An 18,534-nucleotide genomic window follows, 5' to 3' on the forward strand; every position below is an offset into this window, starting at 1 on the left:
TATCTCGGACGCCCCTAGCGTCGTGGGCATGACCGCGATCGACAACAAGAGGCTGCTCACCGAGATCTTCGAGCAGATGTCCCTCGGCAATACCCGCGCACTCAGCGACGCCATGGCCGACGACTTCCGCTGGGTCTTCCCCGGCGACTGGTCCTGGAGCGGTACGTGGCAGCCGAAATCAGCTGTGCTGGAAGGACTCCTGCGTCCGCTGATGGCTCAGTTCGCCGAATACCGCTCCGCGGCAGAGACGATCGTCGCAGAGGACGACCGCGTCGTCGTGCAGGCCCGCGCCGAGGCTGTGACCACGCGCGGAGAGACCTACAACCAGACCTACTGCTTCATCTTCCGGGTCGCCGAAGGAAAACTGCGCGAGGTGGTCGAGTACTGCGACACCGCGTTGGTCGAACGCGTGCTGACCCGCCCCGCCTGAGAGGCAGGACTCAGCCTCGCCAACCCGCGATGAGCAAGTCGGTGAGGCGGCCCAGATAATCCGGCTCGATCGGGATCCCCACGATCATCAGCCGCCAATAAAGCGGTCCGGCGAGCACGTCGAGCGCCAGATCGATGTTCAGATCCACGGGCAGCTCGCCGCGGGCGATAGCCCGCCGCAGCATGTCGGCGGCCCGCTCGCGCCGCGTGTCCCGCGCACCGACCAGAAGCGACTGCGCCAGTGTCGGATTGCGCGACGCCTCCGCCAACAGATCGGGAATGACCCTGGCCGCCAACGGATGTGACAGCATGCCCGCCGCCGACTCCAGATAGGCCCGGACATCACCGCGCAGGGTGCCGGTGTCCGGAGTCTCGGCGGCCGCGACCGCCAGAGTCGAGGCGAGAGCGGCCACCATCTCCTCCTTCGATCGCCAACGCCGGTAGACCGTCGGCTTGCTGACGCCGGCCCGCCGCGCCACCGCCTCCATCGAGAGCCGGCCGTAGCCGACCTCCGCCAATTCGGCGAGCACCGCTTCGGTGATGGCCTCCGTCACCTGCGGTTGCATTACGGCGGCCCCGGCAGGACGGCGTCGTTCGGCTGTCATGCCCCCATCATGCCACGACGATACGGTTGCGTTTACACGTAGTTGTAATCTACGGTTTCAACGTCGATACGCCATCGTGTTGACGTAGTCGGATAGACGTAGGAGATTCCGGTGAAGTTCCTGTTCGATGACGAGTCCTTTGCCTTCGAGGCGCTGCGGACCGCCTGCTTCGCCGAGTTCGGCGGCGCCGATCTCGGCGAGGTGCTGGCTGTCGCACGCGCCGTTCCCGACGGTGACGAGGAGGCATGGTGCACACAGTGGACCGTCGCGGGAGACCGGGCGCGCGCGCTCGGAGGTAGACAGGCGCTGCTGCGCGCCTCGAACTACTACCGCACCGCCGAGTTCTTCCGCCGCGACGATCCGTTCGACGATCCCGTCGCGAAGGACCTGTTCGCACGGGCCCAGGACACCTTCGCCGAAGCCGCCCAACTCATGGACACGCCCGTTGAGGCAGTCGAGATCCCTTACCAGGACACCCATCTGCCCGGCCTGCTGTTCCTGGCCGACGACTCCGGCGCACCCCGGCCGACCATCATTCTCACCAGCGGCTTCGATTCCCCGGCCGAGGAGGCGTACTTCGCCCTCGCGGCCGCGGCACTGCCGCGCGGCTACAACGTCCTCGCCTACGACGGCCCCGGCCAGGGTGCCGCGTTGCGGCATCAGCGATTGTTCTTCCGCCCCGACTGGGAAGCGGTCCTCACCCCGGTCGTGGACTACGCGTTGACGCGGGCAGAAGTGGACGCCGAGCACGTCTACCTCTACGGCTACAGCCTCGGCGGCTTCCTGACCCCGCGGGCCGCCGCCTTCGAACACCGCGTCGCCGGGCTGATTCTCGACGGCGGCATCTACAGCTACTACGACGTGAACTTCGCGAGCATCCCGGCCGTCGCCGCCGAGTGGGTCATGGCAGGCCGCGATGACGTCGCGGATCCGGTCGCACATCTGATGATGGCCAACCACACCGGCACACGGTGGGCGCTGCGCAACGGCCCGTGGTCCTTCGGCACCGCCACCATTTCCGAATATCTGCGCCGCACAAGGGAATACACCCTCGACGGCCTCGCCGATCGCATCACGGCGCCCACCCTCATCTTCGCCCCGGACAACGACCACTTCTTCGCAGGCCAGCCCGAGCGCCTACACCGCGAATTGACCTGCCCCACAACGTTGGTTCCGCTGCACAGTGTCGATGGCGCCGGGGAGCACTGCGCCTACGGCGCCCGTTCCACCCTGCTCCACCACATGTTCACCTGGCTCGACGCCCTCTGAGATCTGCGGCGCGGGGACTCCTGGGCCGATTCGGACACCTCGCCTCCGGGGACCGCTTCACCCGAACCGGTCCCCGGTTGCTCGGCAAGCTCAGACGAATGCCCGTTCGATGATCGCGCCGGTGTCGACGCCGGTGGGCAGTGTGCCGAACGCGATGCCCCAGTCGTCGCCGAGCCGGGTCGCGCAGAACGCGTCGGCGACGGCGGGATGACCGTGCCGGACCAGCTGCGCGCCTTGCAGCACCAGCGCCATGAGTTCGACGACGCGCCTCGCGCGGTACTCGATGTCGTTGAGATCCGACAACTCCTTGCCGACCCGGGCGATCGCGTCGTCCAGGCGCGGATTCTCGCCCTTGGCGAGCGACACTTCGTTGAAGTACGCCTCGACCGTCTCAGGCTGACGCCCCATGGCACGCAGCGCGTCCAGCGCCGCGACATTGCCCGACCCCTCCCAGATCGACATCAGCGGCGCCTCCCGGTACAGCCGTGGCATACCGGATTCCTCGGCATATCCGTTGCCGCCGAAGCATTCCAGCGCCTCGGCCGCATGCGCGGGCGCCCGCTTGCACACCCAGTACTTGGTGACCGCGAGCGCGATGCGCCGCAGTGCCGCCTCGGCCGGACCGCCGCCCGCCCGGTCGGTGGCCCCGGCCAGCCGCATCATGACGGTGGTCGCGGCGTCGGACTCGATCACCAGGTCGGCCAGCACGTTGCGCATGGCGGGCTGGTCGATCAGCTCGGCGCCGAACACTTTCCGGTGCCGCGCGTGGTGCACCGCGTACACCGCGCCCGCCCGCATGCCGGTCGCGGAGCCGATCACGCAGTCCAGCCTGGTCATGTTCACCATCTCGATGATGGTCTTGACGCCCGCGCCCTCCGCGCCGACCAGCCAGCCCGAGGCGTTCTCGTACTCGATCTCCGAAGAGGCATTGGACTTGTTGCCCAGCTTGTCCTTCAGTCGCTGGATGCGGATCGGGTTGCGGGTGCCGTCCGGCAATACCCGGGGCAGCAGGAAACAGGACAGGCCGCCGGGCGCCTGCGCCAGGGTGAGGAACATGTCCGACATCGGCGCGGAGGTGAACCACTTGTGGCCGACGATCCGGTAGGAGCCGTCCGGCTGCGGCGTCGCAGTGGTCGTGTTGGCGCGCACGTCCGAGCCGCCCTGCTTCTCGGTCATCGACATGCCCGCGATCAGCCCGGCCTTGGTGGACGGCTCGCGCAACCCGAATTCGTAGACGCGGGAGCCGAGCAGCGGCTCGTATTTCGCCGCCAGTTCCCGGTTGTGCCGCAACGCGGGGACCACCGCGTAGGTCATCGAGATCGGGCACATGTGGCCCGCGTCGGCGGTGCCCCAGGTGTAGAACTTCGCCGCACGCGCCACGTGCGCGCCCGGCCGGTCGTCCAGCCACGGGGCGCCGTGCAGGCCGTGCTCGACGGCCACGCGCATCAGGTCGTGCCAGTGCGGATGGAACTCGACCTCGTCGATGCGGTGCCCGTAACGGTCGTGCGTGCGCAGCACCGGCGGGTATTCGTTGGCCAGCCTGCCCCACTCCTGCGCCTGCGCGCCGCCTGCGAGCGCGCCCAGTTCTCGCACTTCGGCTTCCGCCCAGCCCGCCCCTTCCCGGTGCAGGCCCTCGAGCAGCGCCGGATTTCGCGACACGTCGAACGGCACGATGTCGGGCACCTGGTTGAAGACTTCATGCGTCTGCATCTGACACTCCTGTTTCCAGCCGGGCGCCACCCGCGCCCGGGTCGTCGCGCACGCCGAGTGCGCGCATCGCGAAAGCGGTGAGTTCGGGGACGACGGATTCGCCGTGCGGCGCGTCGGCGAGCGGCCCGACCAGCACCTCGCCGATCGCGCCGACCAACGCGGCCGCGCTGATCCTCGGGTCCTGCGGCGGGATCTCGCCCCGCGCGATGCCCTCGGCCACCGCCGATTCGAAGGTCTCGGCGAACGCCCGCCGGAAGTGCAGGCGTTCACTGTCCACGGCCGCGTCGACCGGCTCGGCGAGCAGCACGTTGGCCAGGTTCGGGTTCTTCAGCGCGCGGCCCGCGAAGGTCTCCACGGCCGCGGTGACCCGCTCGACGGCCGTTCCGAGCGCGCCCGCCGCGGCCACGGCGGCGACCTCGCGGGCGACCACCTTCCGGAACACCGCCCGCACCAACGCGGACTTGCCGTCGAAGTTCTTGTAGACGGTGCCGGTGGCCAAGCCCGCCTCGGTCGCGACCGCCGCCATGGACAGCGCGGCGTAGCCGCCGCGCGAAAGCACCTTCGTCGCGGCCTGCACGATCAGCCCCGCCTGAGCGTCCAGGCGGGCCTGCACAGCGGGAGTTCTGCGGTAGGCCACCCAAGAAGTGAAGCATGAATTCATTTCTTCACACAAGGGTGCTTTTACGGCGTATGGTCGAGCGCGTGACGGTACTCATCGAACGCAACGGCCCCGTGACGACCGTGATCCTGCACCGGCCCGAAGCACGCAACGCCGTGGACGGGCCGACCGCCGCGGCGCTGGCCGACGCCTTCCGTGAGTTCGACGCCGACCCCGATGCGGCGGTCGCGGTGCTATGGGGCGACGGCGGCACCTTCTGCGCGGGAGCCGACCTGAAGGCACTCGGTACCGAGCGCTCCAACCGGGCCGCCGAGGACGGTGACGGCCCGATGGGACCGACCAGGATGCGGCTGTCCAAGCCGGTGATCGCCGCGGTCTCCGGCTACGCGGTGGCGGGCGGGCTCGAGCTCGCGTTGTGGTGCGATCTGCGGGTCGCCGAACAGGACAGCACGTTCGGCGTCTTCTGCCGCCGCTGGGGCGTCCCGCTGATCGACGGCGGCACCGTCCGGCTGCCGCAGATCATCGGCGCGGGCCGCGCCATGGACCTGGTGCTCACCGGCCGCGCGGTCGCCGCCGAGGAGGCGCTGCGAATCGGGCTGGTGAATCGCGTGGTGCCCACCGGCGAAGCCCGCCGCGCGGCGGAGGCGCTTGCCGCCGAACTGGCTGCGCTGCCGCAGACCTGCCTGCGCTCGGACCGGATGTCGATGCTGGAGCAGGAGGGGATGACCGAGGAGTCCGCGCTGCGCAACGAATTCCGCCACGGGCTGACGGCGCTGGCCGACGGCGCGCTGGACGGCGCGCAGCGCTTCGCGGCCGGCGCGGGCCGGCACGGCGCTCGCGCCTGAGCCTCATGGGCCGACTGAGCGTCGTCGACGAGATCTTCCTGCGCGGCCACCGAGGGCTCGGCACGCCGATCGCCTTGCAGGGGCTGTGGCGGACAGCCGACCGGGTGGACCCCGCGCTGCTGGTGCGGGTGCACAAGGCGTTGCGGTCGGGCCCGTTGGGACGCAGAGTGGTTCGCCCGCGCGTGCCGGGAGCTCGCCGGGCCTGGCGGCCGAATGTCCGGGCGTATCCGATACGCCGCGCCGAGGGCGTCCTCCCGGTCGCGGACCTGCTCGGCTGGGCCGACGCGCAGGGCGCCGGGCTCGATCCGGAATACGGCCCTGGGTGGCGGCTTTCGACCGCGGCGCTGGATGACGGCGGTTCGGTCGTCTCCCTCACGTGCTCGCACGTGCTGGCCGACGGGCGCGCGCTGGTGCTCGCGGTGGACGACGCACTGGGCGGCGCTCGGGTACGTCCGGCGGATCTCTCCGCACGGGAATCGGACTGGGCCGACGCCCGCCGCCAGTGGTCGATCGTCCTGCGCGGTACCGCGGCGGCGCTACGGCACGGAGTTCCGCGGCAACCCGCCGCGCCGAGCCGGGACGAGCGGACGCGCAGAGCCGACAACGCGACGCACAGCGCGATCCTGCAATGCCCGGCTGCGGAGTGGGATCGCGTGGCCGCGCGCGACGGCGGCACGGCCAACAGCCTGTTCATCCACCTCGTCGCGACCGTGCTCCGGGACAGCGGTTTTCCCGGCGACACGATCGAGACCAGTCTGCCCGTCGACACACGCGACGAACCCCGCGTCGACAACGACCTCGCCATGACGCGCATCGCGATCACCCGCGCCGACACCCCGGCGACGATCCGCGCACTGGCTCGTTCCGCCTACGAGCACCGCATGTCCGCACCGGGCGGCATGCCCGAAGAACTCCTCCAGGTGATTCCGGACCGCTGGGCCTACGCACTGTCCAAAGGTGCGGGCGAACGGGACGTTCTGTGCTCCAATATCGGCACGCTCCCGGCCTCGTTGCTCGAACTCGGCCCACACCGCTGCATCGGCGTCGCCGCTCGCGCCATCCATCCCGGCCTCACCAGCTCTCGGCTGCCCCGCACCCGACTCTCGGGCTACCTCTGCCGTATCGGCGACGATTACGTGCTGAGCTTGGTCTCCCTCGACCCGGAGCGGATCGAGTCCGCCGGTGTGCTGCGCGAACTGGCGGTGCGCGCGGTGAATTCCGCGGGCTTGCACGCCTCCGCGTGGTGAATCCCGCGGACTGACGCGCCGAGCCACGGGTGCGCCCGCCGAGCGGCGGGCATATCCACGGGCGCGCAGCCGACTCACGGATTTTCGCGCGGCGAGGTCACCCGACACGCGCAAAATTTCGGCGAACAGCGGTGAGTTTTGTCGACCTGGTATGAAATCCGATAGTTTCGCTCGCCGGTCACGGCGAATCGCGCGAATGCCGACGACCGCGATCGGTCGGGTCGGCCGACTCGCCGTGTCGGCAGGATCACCGCCGTCGGCGGTACTGCCCGATAAAGTCTGCGGCGTATGCCGAGCGAGGGCCGCGACGACCCATTTGCCGTGCAAGTCCGTTTCGCGCAAGAAGTTCCGATTCCATCGATACTCGACTGGAGCATGATGAACCGAAGGCATTCGCGTACTCTCGCCGCGATCATCGCGGTGGTTGTGACCGCTACCGGCGCTTTCGCTGTTTCCGATTCCGCAGCGGGCGCCGCGCCAGGAGAGATCAACGCCGGTGGACTGCATCTGATCGCGTCGGCGAACGCCAACAACTTCGCGGCCGCCGGTGACATCGCGCCGGGAATTCCGTTCGTGCACTCGGTGCGGGTGTCCGGAGACTTCTCGGTGTCTCTCGACGGCCCCACGGCGCTGCGCGGCGGAGAGATCGCCGTCGGATATCTGGTCGGCTGCGCGGTCGACATCTCCAACGGCATCTCGATCGGTATCTCACCCAGCGTCGGAATCAACGCCGGGATCGCGCCCTCCTTCGGCCTGGAGGGGTCCCTCACCTTCGAGGCACCCTCCCTGCAGATGAACATGCCCGATCAGCACATGATGATGCCCTCCCTGCAATTGATGGCGCCGCCGAGCGTCAGCGTCGGCGCCGCCGTTGCCATCCAGCCCAGCATCGGCGTCGAGGCGGGCGTCGCCGGCGAACTCGCGGTGAATCTGGCCCCCGGTTCGGTCACGGCGGCGGTGGTCGGCGCGGCGGAAATCGACGGGGAATCCGAATTCCCTTACACTTTCGCGCACACCAATACCCCGTTGAATATCAGCGGTTGCCTTTCACCGGCCTCGGCCATGCCTTTTGTCACCGTACGGGCCGATTCGAAAAGGGCAACCGCGCAAACGACCGGCTATGGTGCCCCGTTCTGGTTCTGACCGTCGCGCCGCACCAATCCGTCCAGCAGCGCGCGCAGTCCCCAGTCGAACTGCGCATCCGAGATCCACTGCGCCAGCACGGCGGCACTCGACCGGGTGCGCGGCCAACGATCACCGTCGACGGTGTCGAACGCGGCCGCGCGCCCGGCGATCCGCTCGGATTCCGGCGCCAGCGGTGGTCTTCCGTCGGTTTCCGCGACTTCCATGGCGAGCGAGCCGATGACCTGCACCATCACGGCGTAGGCCGCGCGGGCGCAATCTTCCTCGGAGAGGCCCGTTCTGGCCAGACAGTTCAGCAACGCCTCCCCGACGTCTCGTGCGGCATCGCCGTCCATGGGCGCGCTCATCATCAACCCCGCCACCGCGGGATGTCTCAGCACCTCGGTTCGTAGTCCACGCGCGAATTCCAGGACGGCCGCGCGGGGTTCGACGCCCGGGTCGGCGAGCACGGCGACCGGCACCGCTCCGAGCACCCGTTCGACCACCGCGCGCTCCAGGTCGGCCCGGCTCGCGACGTAGGTGTAGACCGCGTTCGGATTCACGCCCAGCCGAGTCGCGACCGATCGGATCGACACCGCGGCGACACCGCCCTCGTCCATGAGTTCCACGGCGGCATCGACGATCTGCGTGTCGCTGAACGCCCGCCGCTCGGGTCTGGTCCTGCGTTCTCCTGGTGTTGACTTCGCCGTTGCCACGCGGTTGACTGTACCCCGTACAGCTATCTGTACCCCGTACAGCCAGAATTGAGACGCCATGCCCGCACGCCCCTGGCCCGCCATCGCCCTGCTGGTGGCCGCGCCGATCACCCTGAACGTCGCCTTCGCCGGACTCGGCTCGGCCTTCGACTATCCGCACGTGTTACGCGAACCCGCGGCCGAAGTGCTCGCCCTGTTCCGGCACAACCAAACCGCCGTCGTCGCCTGGTTCGTCGTGCTGGCCGTCGCAGCCGCCGCACTGGCGCCGCTGGCGGTGCTGATCGGCAGGCTGGACCGCGCACCGGCCATGCGCGCCGCCGTCGCGGCGGGCGTCGCGGCCGCCGCCGTGCAGGCGATCGGCTTGCTGCGCTGGCCCGTCGCGGTTCCGGCGCTGGCGGCGCGGGCCGCCGAGGAAGGCCCCGACTCCTCGGCCGTGCGCACTTTCGAGGTGCTGGGCGCGGTGCTCGGCACCGGCCTCGGCGAGACGGCCGGATACACCCTCACCGCCGCGTGGACGGCCCTGGTCGCCATCGCGTTGCGGCACAGAATGCCCGCGGCGTGGAGCGTGCTCGGTTGCGTCTGCGCCGTCCTGGTGCTCAGCGGAGTACTCGTCCCGCTGGACATCCCGCTCATGGCGCAGACCAACTTCGTGGGCTATGTGCTGTGGAGCATCTGGCTGCTGGCCTTCGCGGCGCTGCTCGCCTGCCGCCCAGCCGCCTCGGCGGCCCGCCACGAGTCCACGCCCGCGCAGCCGATCGACGCGCCGCACCCGCTGTGACGCGCACGAAAACGCGAGCGGCCGTGCCGTTCACGCTCAGCGGTCGATCTCGCCGCCACCTCCGGACTCGTGCTCGTCGTCCACACCCCACAAGTGGTCAGCGGACGGAGGCCGAGCGCTCCAGGACGTCCGCGGGGACCGGGACGCCGGGGTCCAGGTCCGTGGAGTCGATCGGGGCGCCCCACATCTGGCGCAGCGGGAGGACACCGGCCCACACGCCGCCGTTGTCGATGTCCGACGGGTCGTCCTTCGGGCCGCCCGCACGGACCTTCACCGATGCCTCGGTGAGGTCGAGAGCGAGCACCTTCGTGGCGGCGAGTTCCTTCTTGCTCGGGGGCCGCACGCGCGACCACGCGCCCGGCGCGGCGTGCTCGACGATCACGCGCAGCCCGTGCAGGCGTTCGTCGTGCTCGGTCACCTCCCGCGCCCGGCCGAGCACGACCGCGGAGCGGTAGTTCATCGAGAAATGCATGGCCGAACGCGCGTAGACCACGCCGTCGACCAAGGTCACCGCCACCGAGATGTCGGCGGCGAGCGCCGCGCGCAGATTTCCCGCGCCGGTGGAGCCGTGCAGGTAGAGCGTGTCGCCGTCGCGGCCGTAGGCGGTCGGCAACACGACCGGCGTGCCGCCGAGCAGCACGCCGAAGTGGCAGATCAGCCCGGCGTCGAGCACCGCGTCCAAGTCGGCGCGATCGGTGCGGGCACGGTCGGTCAGCCGGGTCGGCGTGCTGCGCGGCGTCGGCGAGAGGGGAGCCCGTGGGCTGACTGTTTCGGTCATGCACCCAGCATCGATCCGCTAATGGCATTATCAAAGTGCCAATTCAAATGATTCTCAGCAGTCCACTTCGAGGAGGAGCCGTGCTGGACGACCTTCCCCTCGACCTCGATCGCGACCTGGCGCGACCGCTGTCGGTGCAGATCGCCGACCAACTGCGCCGCGCGGCGACCAGCGGGCCGCTGCGCGGCGGCGACCGGTTGCCGTCCACTCGCGCGCTGGCCGGGCGGCTCGGCGTGAGCCGCACCGTGGTCGCCGCCGCCTACGACCAATTGCACGCGGAGGGCTGGCTCGACGGCAGACGCGGCTCCGGAACCTACCTGACGACCGCACCGGCCGCCGCGCCCGCGCGCACCGACCCCGTGGACGACACCGACGCCGCGCCGCAGCTGTTCGACCTCGCCCCCGGTGCGCCGTGCGTCGACGCCATCGATCCGGCCGCATGGCGCCGCGCCTGGCGCGCCGCGGCGGATCACTCCCCGCTCGTGCGTAAGGACCGCGCGGGCGAACCGGAGTTCCGCACGGCGGTCACCGAGCATCTGCTGCGCCACCGCGGGATCGGCGCGGGCAGCGACACCGTGCTGCTCGCGACGGCGGGAACCAGTTCCGCCGTAGGCGAATTGGCCGTGGCGCTGCTGCGGCCGGGCGATGCCGTCGCCATGGAGGATCCCGGCTATCAGCGCGCCGCAGGGGCATTCGCGGCGGCCGGTCTCGAGGTCGTCCCGGTTCCCGTCGACGCGCACGGACTGCGCGTCGACGCGCTGCCGTCCCGGATCAAAGCGGTGTACTGCACTCCGGCGCATCAATTCCCACTCGGCGCGCGGATGCCCGCCGCGCGACGGGTCGAGCTGGTGGAGCATGCGCGCCGCTCCGGGACCTTGGTCATCGAGGACGACTACGACGGCGAATTGCGCTACGACACCGCGCCGCTGCCGCTGCTGGCCACCATGGCTCCGGACGTCGTCGTCCACCTGGGCACGACTAGCAAGATCCTGTCCCCCAGTCTCGGTGTCGGCTGGTTGCTCGCCGCTCCGGAGATAGCCGGGGCGGTGCTCGCCCACCGCGAGCGCACCGGCACCGGCCCGAGCACGGCGGGCCAGCGCGTGCTCGCCGCTTTCGCCGCACACGGTGATCTGGCCAGGCACCTGCGCAGGCTGCGCCGCATGCTGCCGCCGCGCCGGGCGCTGGTGGTGACCGAACTGCGCCGCCGCGGACTCGGCGTGCTCGGCGACGACGCGGGTTCGCACGTCGTCGTGCCGGTGGAGTCGGCCGAGGACGAGCTGCGCGTGGTCGCGGAAGGCCTGGCGCACGGTGTCGCGCTGGACGGGTTGGCCAGACATCACCTCGGATCGCGCCGGGACCACTTCGGCGTCGCGCTCGGCTACACGGCGCTGTCCTGGCCGGAACTCGCCGCGGCCGTCCCGAAGGCCGCCGCGTGCCTCGCCCGGCCGTAGCATGGTCGGGGTCAGCGAACAGGCCCGGAGGCGGCAGCGCAGCGTAATCACGCGGAGCCCCGCACCTGCCGGAAAGGACGGACCATGAGCGAACAGGACATCTTGGCGCGGATCAAGGAACTGGTCGACCAGGAGCACCAGCTGCGCTCGCAGGCGACTCGCGGCGAATTGGACCCGAGGACCGAACGCCAGCGCCTGGCCGAACTGGAAGTGATGCTGGATCAGGCCTGGGACCTGCTCCGTCACCGCCGGGCGCGGATCGATCAGGGCCAATCCCCGGACGCGGTCCAAGCCAATACGGTCTCGCAGGTCGAGGGCTACCTGCAGTAGGCGCGGGCGATGTCGAGCACACCGACCGACTACGACGTCATCGTGATCGGCGGCGGACCGGCGGGCGAGAACGCCGCCGCCTACGCCGTCGCGGGCAGCGACCGCACGGCCGCCATCGTGGAGCGTGAACTCATCGGTGGCGAATGTTCCTATTGGGCCTGCGTCCCGAGCAAAGCGCTGTTGCGACCGGGCCACGTCCTGGCGGCCGCGCGGGCGATGCCGGGCGTTTCGGCCACCGGCCTCGACGTCGAGGCGGTGCTGCGGCGGCGCGACGCCTTCGTGCACGACCATGACGATTCCGCCCAGGTCGACTGGGCGCGCGGCAACCACATCGACGTCGTTCGCGGCACCGGCCGCCTGACCGGCACGCGCTCGGTCGAGGTCGACGGGCGGCAGTTGCGCGCCCGGCATGCCGTGGTGCTCGCCACCGGCACCACCGCGAACGTGCCCGATGTGCCCGGCCTGCGCGCCGCGCTGCCGTGGACCTCCCGCGACGCCACCAATCTGCACGAGGTCCCGCGCCGGGTCGCCGTGGTCGGCGGCGGCGTGGTGGCCAGTGAGGCGGCGACCTGGCTGGCCGCGCTCGGGGCCGAGGTCACCCTGCTGGTGCGCGGCTCGGCGCTGCTGGCCGCCAACGAGCCGTTCGCGGGCGAACGGGTGGCGGCGGCGCTGACCGACGCGGGCGTGCGAGTGCGTTTCCGCACCGAGCCCACCTCCGTCGAGCGCCCGGTCGCGAAGGACACCGGTGAAGGCCGGATCCACGGCGGTTCCGTCACGGTCCGGTTGCGCGGTCCCGAAGGCGAGTCGGCGCTGGAGGTGGACGAGATCGTGGTGGCGGCCGGGCGCGCACCGGCCACGAAAGGGCTGGGCTTGGACGCGGTCGGGCTGTCCGACGGTTACATCGCGGTCGACGACCACCTCACCGCGCGCGATGTCGAGGGCGAGTGGCTGTACGTGGTCGGCGACCTCAACCACCGCGCCGCGCTCACCCACATGGGCAAGTACCAGGGCCGGGTGTGCGGCGACGTGATCGCCGCGCGGGCCGAGGGCAAGCCGCTGGAGGATCCGCGGTTCGTGGCGAGTTCCGATCACGGCAAGGTGCCGCAAGTGGTGTTCACCGCGCCAGAGGTCGCGGCGGTCGGCCTGACCGAGGCGGCGGCCAGGGACGCGGGGCACTCGGTGGAGACCGTCGAACTCGACATCGAGGTGGCCGGGTCGGCGTTGTCCCGGGACGACTACGCGGGCCACGCGAAACTGGTGATCGACCGCGCCACCGACACGCTGCTCGGCGCCACCTTCGTGGGCCCCGACGTGGGCGAGCAATTGCACGCGGCGACGATCGCCGTGGTCGGCGGGGTGCCGCTGTCCACCCTCTGGCACGCCGTGCCAGCTTTCCCGGCGGTCAGCGAGTTCTGGCTGCGCCTGTTGGAGGCGCGGCGCGCGTAGCTACCATTTGAAAATGGTGGCAACAATGGATATAGCGACCGCCGACGGAGTCGTCCGCGGTCGCAGGGGCCGCCGCGTCCTGCGCTGGCGGTCCATTCCCTACGCGGCTCCTCCCATTGGAGACCTGCGGTTTCGCGCTCCGCAGCCGGTCGAACCCTGGTCCGGCGTTCGGGCGGCGACGGACTTCACCTCCGCGGCGATGCAGCATCGCTCCGGGGCACGGATCGGGCCGCGCGCCTATCAGCCGACCAGCGAGGACGCGTTGACACTCAATGTCACCGTGCCCGCGACACCGGCAGCGAGCCCGCGCCCGGTGCTGGTGTTCATCCACGGCGGCGGCTATCTCATCGGAACCTCCGCGCTCGGGCTGTACTCCGGCGCGCGACTGGCGCTGCGTGGAGACGTGGTGGTGGTCTCGCTGAACTACCGGCTGGGCGCGTTCGGCTATGTCGACTTCAGCGAATTCGGCACCGCGCAGGAACCGTTCGACTCCAACCTCGGCTTGCGTGACCAGCTCGCCGCGTTGGAGTGGGTGCGCACCAATATCGCGGCCTTCGGCGGCGATCCGGGCAACGTGACGATCTTCGGCGAGTCGGCCGGGGCGCACGCCGTACTCGGTCTCCTGGCCACACCGAAAGCCAAAGGGCTTTTCCATCAGGCCATTTCCCAGAGTCCACCCGCGGACTGGGCAGTGACGGCCGAGGAAGCCCGCGGCTTCGCGCGCCGCTGCGTCGCCGCGCTTGGCGCGACGCCGGACACCGCGCACACCGCCCTGCGCACGGCAGGCGCCAACGACATCCGCCGCGCGGTCGACCGCACCATCGGCCAGGTGGTGCGGGAACAGCCCGGCGCGTTTCCGGTGTGCCCGGTGGTGGACGGCGAGTTCCTGCCGGTTTCCCCGGTCGACGCGATCACCGACGGCTCCGCGCACCGGGTGCCGCTGATCATCGGCACCAACCGCGACGAGGGCACGCTGTTCGCCAGGTTCGCCGACGAACTGCCCACCACCCCGGACCGGCTGCGCTCGGCGCTCGGCCACTCCACCGAGGCCGAGTCCAGGATCGCCGCGGCGTATCCCGGATATCCCCAGCCGAAGGCCGCGGTGCGGGCGGGTGGCGACTACACCTTCTGGCGTCCTTCGGTAACGGTCATGGAAGGTCACAGCAGGCACGCGCCCACCTACGCCTACCGCTACGACTTCGCCCCGCGCGCCCTGCAACTCGCCGGGATCGGCGCCACGCACGCGACCGATCTCATTCCGGTCTTCGGCGTGACGGATACTCCGATCGGCCGGGCCTTCACCGCCGCGGGCGGCAGGCGCGGACTGCGGGCGGTCACCGAGCAGTTCCAGGACAACTGGCTTGCTTTCGCGCGCACCGGAACTCCGCTGCCGTCCTGGCCCGCTTACACAGAGGCCCGCAGGTCCACCCTGATCATCGACTACCCCACGCGCGTGGAACACGACCCGGACCGGGAGAAACGACTCGCCTGGCAGGGCGTGCGGGTCCCGACGCTGACCTGAGCCGGGCCGCTACTTCAGCAAGCGCGACATCCGCCGGTCCGCGAGGACCTTGCCGCCGGTCTGACAGGTGGGGCAGTACTGGAAGGACCGTTCGGCGTAGGAGACCTCGCGGACCGTGTCGCCGCAGACCGGGCAGGGTTGCCCGGTCCGCGCGTGCACCCGCATACCGGAGCGCTTCTCGCCTTTGAGACGGGCGGCGTCCTGCCCCACCGAGCGCCGCACCGCGTCGGTGAGCACCGTGCGCATGGCGGTGTACAGCTCGGCCATCTTGTCCGCCGGGAGGGTCTTGGTGTTCGCGAACGGCGAGATCCGCGCCGTATGCAGGATCTCGTCGGAGTAGGCGTTGCCGACGCCCGCCAGCAGCGCCTGGTCCACGAGCGCGGTCTTGATCCGCTGGGACGTGCCGTGCAGGATCTCGGCGAACTGCGCCTCGGTCACCTCCAGCGCGTCGGGGCCCAGGCGCGCGATACCGGGCACCGCCTTCGGGTCCGCCACCACGTACACCGCGAGCCGCTTCTTCGTGCCGGCCTCGGTGAGGTCGAACGCGGGTGTCGCCCCTTCGGGCGTGAAGAAGTGCACCCGCAGCGCCAGCGGGCTCTTGCCGCCCGGCTTGGGCGGCGTCGGGCTCGGCTCATCGATCCAGCGCAGCCATCCACCCCGCGACAGGTGCGTGACCAGCCACAGCCCGTCGCATTCCATGCCGAGGAATTTGCCCCAGCGCCCCGCGCCGGTGACGTCTCGACCGGACAGTGCGGTAACCGGGGGCTCGAACGTCTTGACGGCGCTCAACGCGGCCACGTCGACGCGGCCGACCACGGCGCCGACCGCATGCTCCCGGAGGAACTGAGCCAACGCCTCCACTTCCGGTAGCTCAGGCACGGGGTTCAGACTACCCAGCCCTACCGACAACCTGCCGGTTCGCACACGGCAGCGGGCGGCTCACTCCCCGCGGCGCAGCAGATAGATGTCCATGATCCAGCCCTTCCGGTCGCGCAGCTCGGCGCGGCGGCGCACGATCTCCTCGCTCACCTCCGACAGCGGCCCCTCGATCAACGTCTCGTCCGGCATGCCGAGGTAGGCGCCCCACCAGATGTGCACGTCCGGGTCCGAAATCGTGGTGAACGAGCAGTCGCCGTCCAGCATCACCAGGGCGTTCTCCGCGCCGAGTCCCTCGTCGCGCAGGCGACGGCCGGTGGTGATGCGTACCGGCTCACCGATGCCGTGCAGCACGATCCGATGCCGGGCGGCCAGGGCCTGCGCGCTGGTGATGCCGGGAATCACCTCGCAGTCGAAACGCACCACGCCGCGGGCGAGCACCCGCTCGATCATCCGCAGCGTGCTGTCGTAGAGCGCGGGATCACCCCAGACCAGGATGCCGCCGACGCCGTCGGCCGCGGCGAACGCCGATTCCAGCAGTGCCGAGCGGCGATCGTGCCAGTCGTCGACCACGTCCACGTAGTCGGTGGGCGTGCGGTCCCGCGGCGGGTCGGCGATCGGCACGATCCGGTACGGCCGATCCATGTGTTCGGCCAGGATCGCCGTCCGCACGTCGACCAGTTCCCGCTTGGCCTCCCCCTTGCCGATGACGAAGAACGTCTCGACCTGTCGCATCGCCTTGACCGCCTGCACGGTGACCTGGTCGGGGTCGCCTGCACCGATGCCGATCACGTAGAGCTTGCGCATGGGCTCGAGCTTGCCAGGGCCGCGGCGGGCCACCGTCGTCAGGCGTGGCCCGGGACGCGCCCGATCGGCTCGCCGAGTGTGCGAGCACGAAGACTAGAGTTGCCAGACGTGGCTCATGACGCGCTCGATCCGGCATCGGCTCCCGACACCCAGTACGAGGACCTGTTGCGACTGGTGCTGACGTCCGGCACGAAGAAAGCCGATCGCACCGGCACCGGAACGCGCAGCGTCTTCGGCCACCAGTTGCGCTACGACCTCGCGGCGGGCTTCCCGCTGATCACCACGAAGAAGGTCCACCTCAAGTCGATCGTCTACGAGTTGCTGTGGTTCCTGCGCGGCGACTCCAACATCGGCTGGCTGCGCGAGCACGGCGTCTCCATCTGGGACGAATGGGCCGACGCCCACGGCGAACTCGGCCCGGTCTACGGCGTGCAATGGCGATCGTGGCCCGCGCCGGACGGAACGCACATCGACCAGATCTCCCAGGTGCTGCACACGCTGCGCACCAACCCCGACTCCCGGCGCATCATCGTCTCGGCGTGGAACGTCGCCGACCTGGACAAGATGGCGCTGGCGCCCTGCCACGCGTTCTTCCAGTTCCACGTGGCCGACGGGAAGCTGTCCTGCCAGCTCTACCAGCGCAGCGCCGACCTGTTCCTCGGCGTGCCGTTCAACATCGCCAGCTACGCCCTGCTCACCCACATGGTCGCCCAGCAGACCGAGCTGACGCCCGGTGACTTCATCTGGACCGGCGGGGACTGCCACATCTACGACAACCACCTGGACCAGGTCGCCGAGCAACTCGCCCGCGACCCCTATCCGTTCCCCACGCTGCGGCTGCATCCCGCGCCGACGCTGTTCGACTACCGCTACGAGGACGTCGAGGTGATCGACTACCGGCACCATCCGGCCATCAAGGCCCCGGTGGCGGTGTGAGCGAGCGGACGGTCGGGCTGATCTGGGCGCAGACCCTGGACGGGGTGATCGGGTCCGGCAACACCATCCCCTGGCGGCTGCCGGAGGACATGGCGCACTTCAAGGACGTCACCTGGGGGCATCCCGTGGTGATGGGCCGACGGACCTGGGATTCGCTGCCGCCGCGGTTCCGGCCGCTGGCCGGGCGGCGCAATATCGTGGTGACCAGACAGCCGGACTGGTCGGCCGAAGGCGCCGAGCGGGCGTCATCGGTGCCGGAGGCGCTGGCCAAGTGCGCCCCGGACGCGGTCTGGGTGGCCGGTGGCGGCGAGATCTACCGCGCCGCACTCGAGTTCGCGACCGACCTGCGCGTCACCGAGATCGATACCGCGGTCGAGGGCGACGCCTTCGCGCCGTCGATCGGACCGCAGTGGCGGCCCGACGACCCGGAGCCGTGGCGCACCTCGGCCACCGGCCTGCGCTACCGCATCCGGCACTACACCCGGCGGCCCGCCTAGCGCGCCACGCCAAGAGGCTCCGCGAACGCCGCCCCCACGGGCGGGGACGGTCGAACCCGGCCCGCGCCGCGACGGACTCGGGCATACTCCTCGATATGCGGGCGGCCGGACCCGCGTCCGGTCGCCCGCCTCGAGCCGTTGCCACCAGCCCGGCACCGGCTGTGGTGCTCTGCGAAAGGCGGTCCATGGAAAAGAAATCGCTGACTGCGGTAGCGCGCCAGCAACTGAAGCTGGCCGCCCTCGCCACGAGCGGGCGCAGTTCACAGACAATCTATGGCGGCCACACGCATACGCTGCGGCAAACGGTGGTCGGCCTGACGGCCGGGCACAGCCTGGCCGAACACGACAACACCGGCGAAGCCACGTTGCAGGTGCTCAGCGGCACCCTGGTGCTGCTCAGCGGCGCCAACGAATGGAAAGGCTCCGAGGGCGACCTGATCGTGATACCCAAGGCGCGCCACAGCGTCAAGGCGATCGACGACGTCGCGTTCCTGCTGACGGTGGCGATGTAGCCACCACGATGCGGGTCCGTAGCCCTGCCGGACCGGTCG

General features: G+C 70.3%; 20 protein-coding genes. 13 read left to right on the plus strand and 7 right to left on the minus strand.

The window, feature by feature from the left end; translation table 11 throughout:
- The first annotated feature begins 28 nt into the window (after positions 1–28).
- Positions 29–430 carry a nuclear transport factor 2 family protein gene (locus ABZW96_RS14610; protein ID WP_355074675.1) on the plus strand — a complete coding sequence of 134 codons (402 nt, stop codon included), beginning with the start codon at positions 29–31 and terminating at the stop codon, positions 428–430.
- 10 nt (positions 431–440) lie between these two features.
- Here the strand turns inward: ABZW96_RS14610 and ABZW96_RS14615 are convergent, their stop codons facing one another.
- Entirely contained in the window at positions 441–1,034 is a 594-nt protein-coding gene (locus tag ABZW96_RS14615) for a TetR/AcrR family transcriptional regulator (protein ID WP_355074677.1), read from the minus strand.
- Between the two features lie 111 nt (positions 1,035–1,145).
- On the opposite strand from ABZW96_RS14615, the gene ABZW96_RS14620 reads away from it, so the two are divergent.
- Positions 1,146–2,303: an alpha/beta fold hydrolase gene (locus ABZW96_RS14620; protein WP_355074679.1), complete on the plus strand. Its 1,158-nt coding sequence runs from the start codon at positions 1,146–1,148 to the stop codon at positions 2,301–2,303.
- Positions 2,304–2,393: 90 nt separating this feature from the next.
- Here the strand turns inward: ABZW96_RS14620 and ABZW96_RS14625 are convergent, their stop codons facing one another.
- Together ABZW96_RS14625 and ABZW96_RS14630 are read right to left on the minus strand one after the other, a co-directional pair.
- Complete coding sequence (locus ABZW96_RS14625) at positions 2,394–4,013, minus strand: acyl-CoA dehydrogenase family protein (protein ID WP_355074681.1); 1,620 nt, start codon at positions 4,011–4,013, stop codon at positions 2,394–2,396.
- The gene (locus ABZW96_RS14630; protein ID WP_355074683.1) at positions 4,000–4,650 is read right to left on the minus strand and encodes a TetR/AcrR family transcriptional regulator; all 651 of its coding nucleotides are present in this window, start codon (positions 4,648–4,650) and stop codon (positions 4,000–4,002) included. Before ABZW96_RS14630 ends, ABZW96_RS14625 begins: the two co-directional genes overlap by 14 nt.
- Before the next feature lie 65 nt (positions 4,651–4,715).
- Here ABZW96_RS14630 and ABZW96_RS14635 point away from each other — a divergent pair, with 65 nt between their 5' ends.
- From ABZW96_RS14635 to ABZW96_RS14645, 3 genes are all read left to right on the plus strand, one after another.
- Entirely contained in the window at positions 4,716–5,477 is a 762-nt protein-coding gene (locus ABZW96_RS14635) for a crotonase/enoyl-CoA hydratase family protein (RefSeq protein WP_355074685.1), read from the plus strand.
- 5 nt (positions 5,478–5,482) lie between these two features.
- Positions 5,483–6,724 carry a hypothetical protein gene (locus ABZW96_RS14640; RefSeq protein WP_355074686.1) on the plus strand — a complete coding sequence of 414 codons (1,242 nt, stop codon included), beginning with the start codon at positions 5,483–5,485 and terminating at the stop codon, positions 6,722–6,724.
- A gap of 606 nt (positions 6,725–7,330) precedes the next feature.
- Complete coding sequence (locus ABZW96_RS14645) at positions 7,331–7,867, plus strand: MspA family porin (protein WP_355074688.1); 537 nt, start codon at positions 7,331–7,333, stop codon at positions 7,865–7,867.
- On the opposite strand, the gene ABZW96_RS14650 is transcribed toward ABZW96_RS14645, so the two are convergent.
- Entirely contained in the window at positions 7,843–8,562 is a 720-nt protein-coding gene (locus ABZW96_RS14650; RefSeq protein ID WP_355074690.1) for a TetR/AcrR family transcriptional regulator, read from the minus strand. The genes ABZW96_RS14645 and ABZW96_RS14650 overlap by 25 nt on opposite strands.
- 58 nt (positions 8,563–8,620) lie before the next feature.
- Between ABZW96_RS14650 and ABZW96_RS14655 the strand changes: the two genes are divergently transcribed.
- Complete coding sequence (locus ABZW96_RS14655) at positions 8,621–9,340, plus strand: DUF4386 family protein (protein ID WP_355074692.1); 720 nt, start codon at positions 8,621–8,623, stop codon at positions 9,338–9,340.
- A 97-nt stretch (positions 9,341–9,437) separates the two neighbouring features.
- Here ABZW96_RS14655 and ABZW96_RS14660 read toward each other — a convergent pair whose 3' ends face one another.
- Complete coding sequence (locus ABZW96_RS14660) at positions 9,438–10,118, minus strand: pyridoxamine 5'-phosphate oxidase family protein (RefSeq protein ID WP_355074694.1); 681 nt, start codon at positions 10,116–10,118, stop codon at positions 9,438–9,440.
- Between the two features lie 80 nt (positions 10,119–10,198).
- Between ABZW96_RS14660 and ABZW96_RS14665 the strand changes: the two genes are divergently transcribed.
- The 4 genes from ABZW96_RS14665 to ABZW96_RS14680 all read left to right on the plus strand — a co-directional run bounded on the left by ABZW96_RS14665 (position 10,199) and on the right by ABZW96_RS14680 (position 14,867).
- Positions 10,199–11,569 (plus strand): PLP-dependent aminotransferase family protein, encoded by a 1,371-nt coding sequence (locus tag ABZW96_RS14665; RefSeq protein WP_355074696.1) that lies wholly within the window; start codon positions 10,199–10,201, stop codon positions 11,567–11,569.
- 84 nt (positions 11,570–11,653) lie between these two features.
- Positions 11,654–11,899, plus strand: a complete 246-nt coding sequence (locus ABZW96_RS14670) for a DUF2630 family protein (protein ID WP_355074698.1) — start codon at positions 11,654–11,656, stop codon at positions 11,897–11,899.
- A 9-nt stretch (positions 11,900–11,908) separates the two neighbouring features.
- A complete protein-coding gene (locus ABZW96_RS14675) occupies positions 11,909–13,345 on the plus strand; it encodes an NAD(P)/FAD-dependent oxidoreductase (protein ID WP_355074699.1) in 1,437 nt (478 codons plus the stop codon).
- Between the two features lie 13 nt (positions 13,346–13,358).
- The gene (locus ABZW96_RS14680; RefSeq protein ID WP_355074702.1) at positions 13,359–14,867 is read left to right on the plus strand and encodes a carboxylesterase/lipase family protein; all 1,509 of its coding nucleotides are present in this window, start codon (positions 13,359–13,361) and stop codon (positions 14,865–14,867) included.
- Positions 14,868–14,876: 9 nt separating this feature from the next.
- On the opposite strand, the gene ABZW96_RS14685 is transcribed toward ABZW96_RS14680, so the two are convergent.
- The gene (locus ABZW96_RS14685; protein ID WP_355074705.1) at positions 14,877–15,746 is read right to left on the minus strand and encodes a DNA-formamidopyrimidine glycosylase family protein; all 870 of its coding nucleotides are present in this window, start codon (positions 15,744–15,746) and stop codon (positions 14,877–14,879) included.
- A 60-nt stretch (positions 15,747–15,806) separates the two neighbouring features.
- Positions 15,807–16,550, minus strand: coding sequence for a precorrin-6A synthase (deacetylating) (gene cobF / locus ABZW96_RS14690; protein WP_355074707.1), 744 nt, complete (start codon positions 16,548–16,550; stop codon positions 15,807–15,809).
- A gap of 108 nt (positions 16,551–16,658) precedes the next feature.
- Here cobF and ABZW96_RS14695 point away from each other — a divergent pair, with 108 nt between their 5' ends.
- The 3 genes from ABZW96_RS14695 (at position 16,659) to ABZW96_RS14705 (ending at position 18,495) form a co-directional block, all read left to right on the plus strand.
- Positions 16,659–17,486 carry a thymidylate synthase gene (locus tag ABZW96_RS14695; RefSeq protein ID WP_355074709.1) on the plus strand — a complete coding sequence of 276 codons (828 nt, stop codon included), beginning with the start codon at positions 16,659–16,661 and terminating at the stop codon, positions 17,484–17,486.
- Positions 17,483–17,983 carry a dihydrofolate reductase gene (locus tag ABZW96_RS14700; protein WP_355074710.1) on the plus strand — a complete coding sequence of 167 codons (501 nt, stop codon included), beginning with the start codon at positions 17,483–17,485 and terminating at the stop codon, positions 17,981–17,983. The genes ABZW96_RS14695 and ABZW96_RS14700 overlap by 4 nt, the downstream gene beginning before the upstream one ends.
- A 185-nt stretch (positions 17,984–18,168) precedes the next feature.
- Complete coding sequence (locus ABZW96_RS14705; protein WP_355074712.1) at positions 18,169–18,495, plus strand: cupin domain-containing protein; 327 nt, start codon at positions 18,169–18,171, stop codon at positions 18,493–18,495.
- The last annotated feature ends 39 nt before the right edge of the window (positions 18,496–18,534 follow it).

Origin of the sequence: Nocardia sp. NPDC004168, assembly GCF_040610355.1 — a bacterium.
GTDB lineage: Bacteria > Actinomycetota > Actinomycetes > Mycobacteriales > Mycobacteriaceae > Nocardia > Nocardia sichangensis.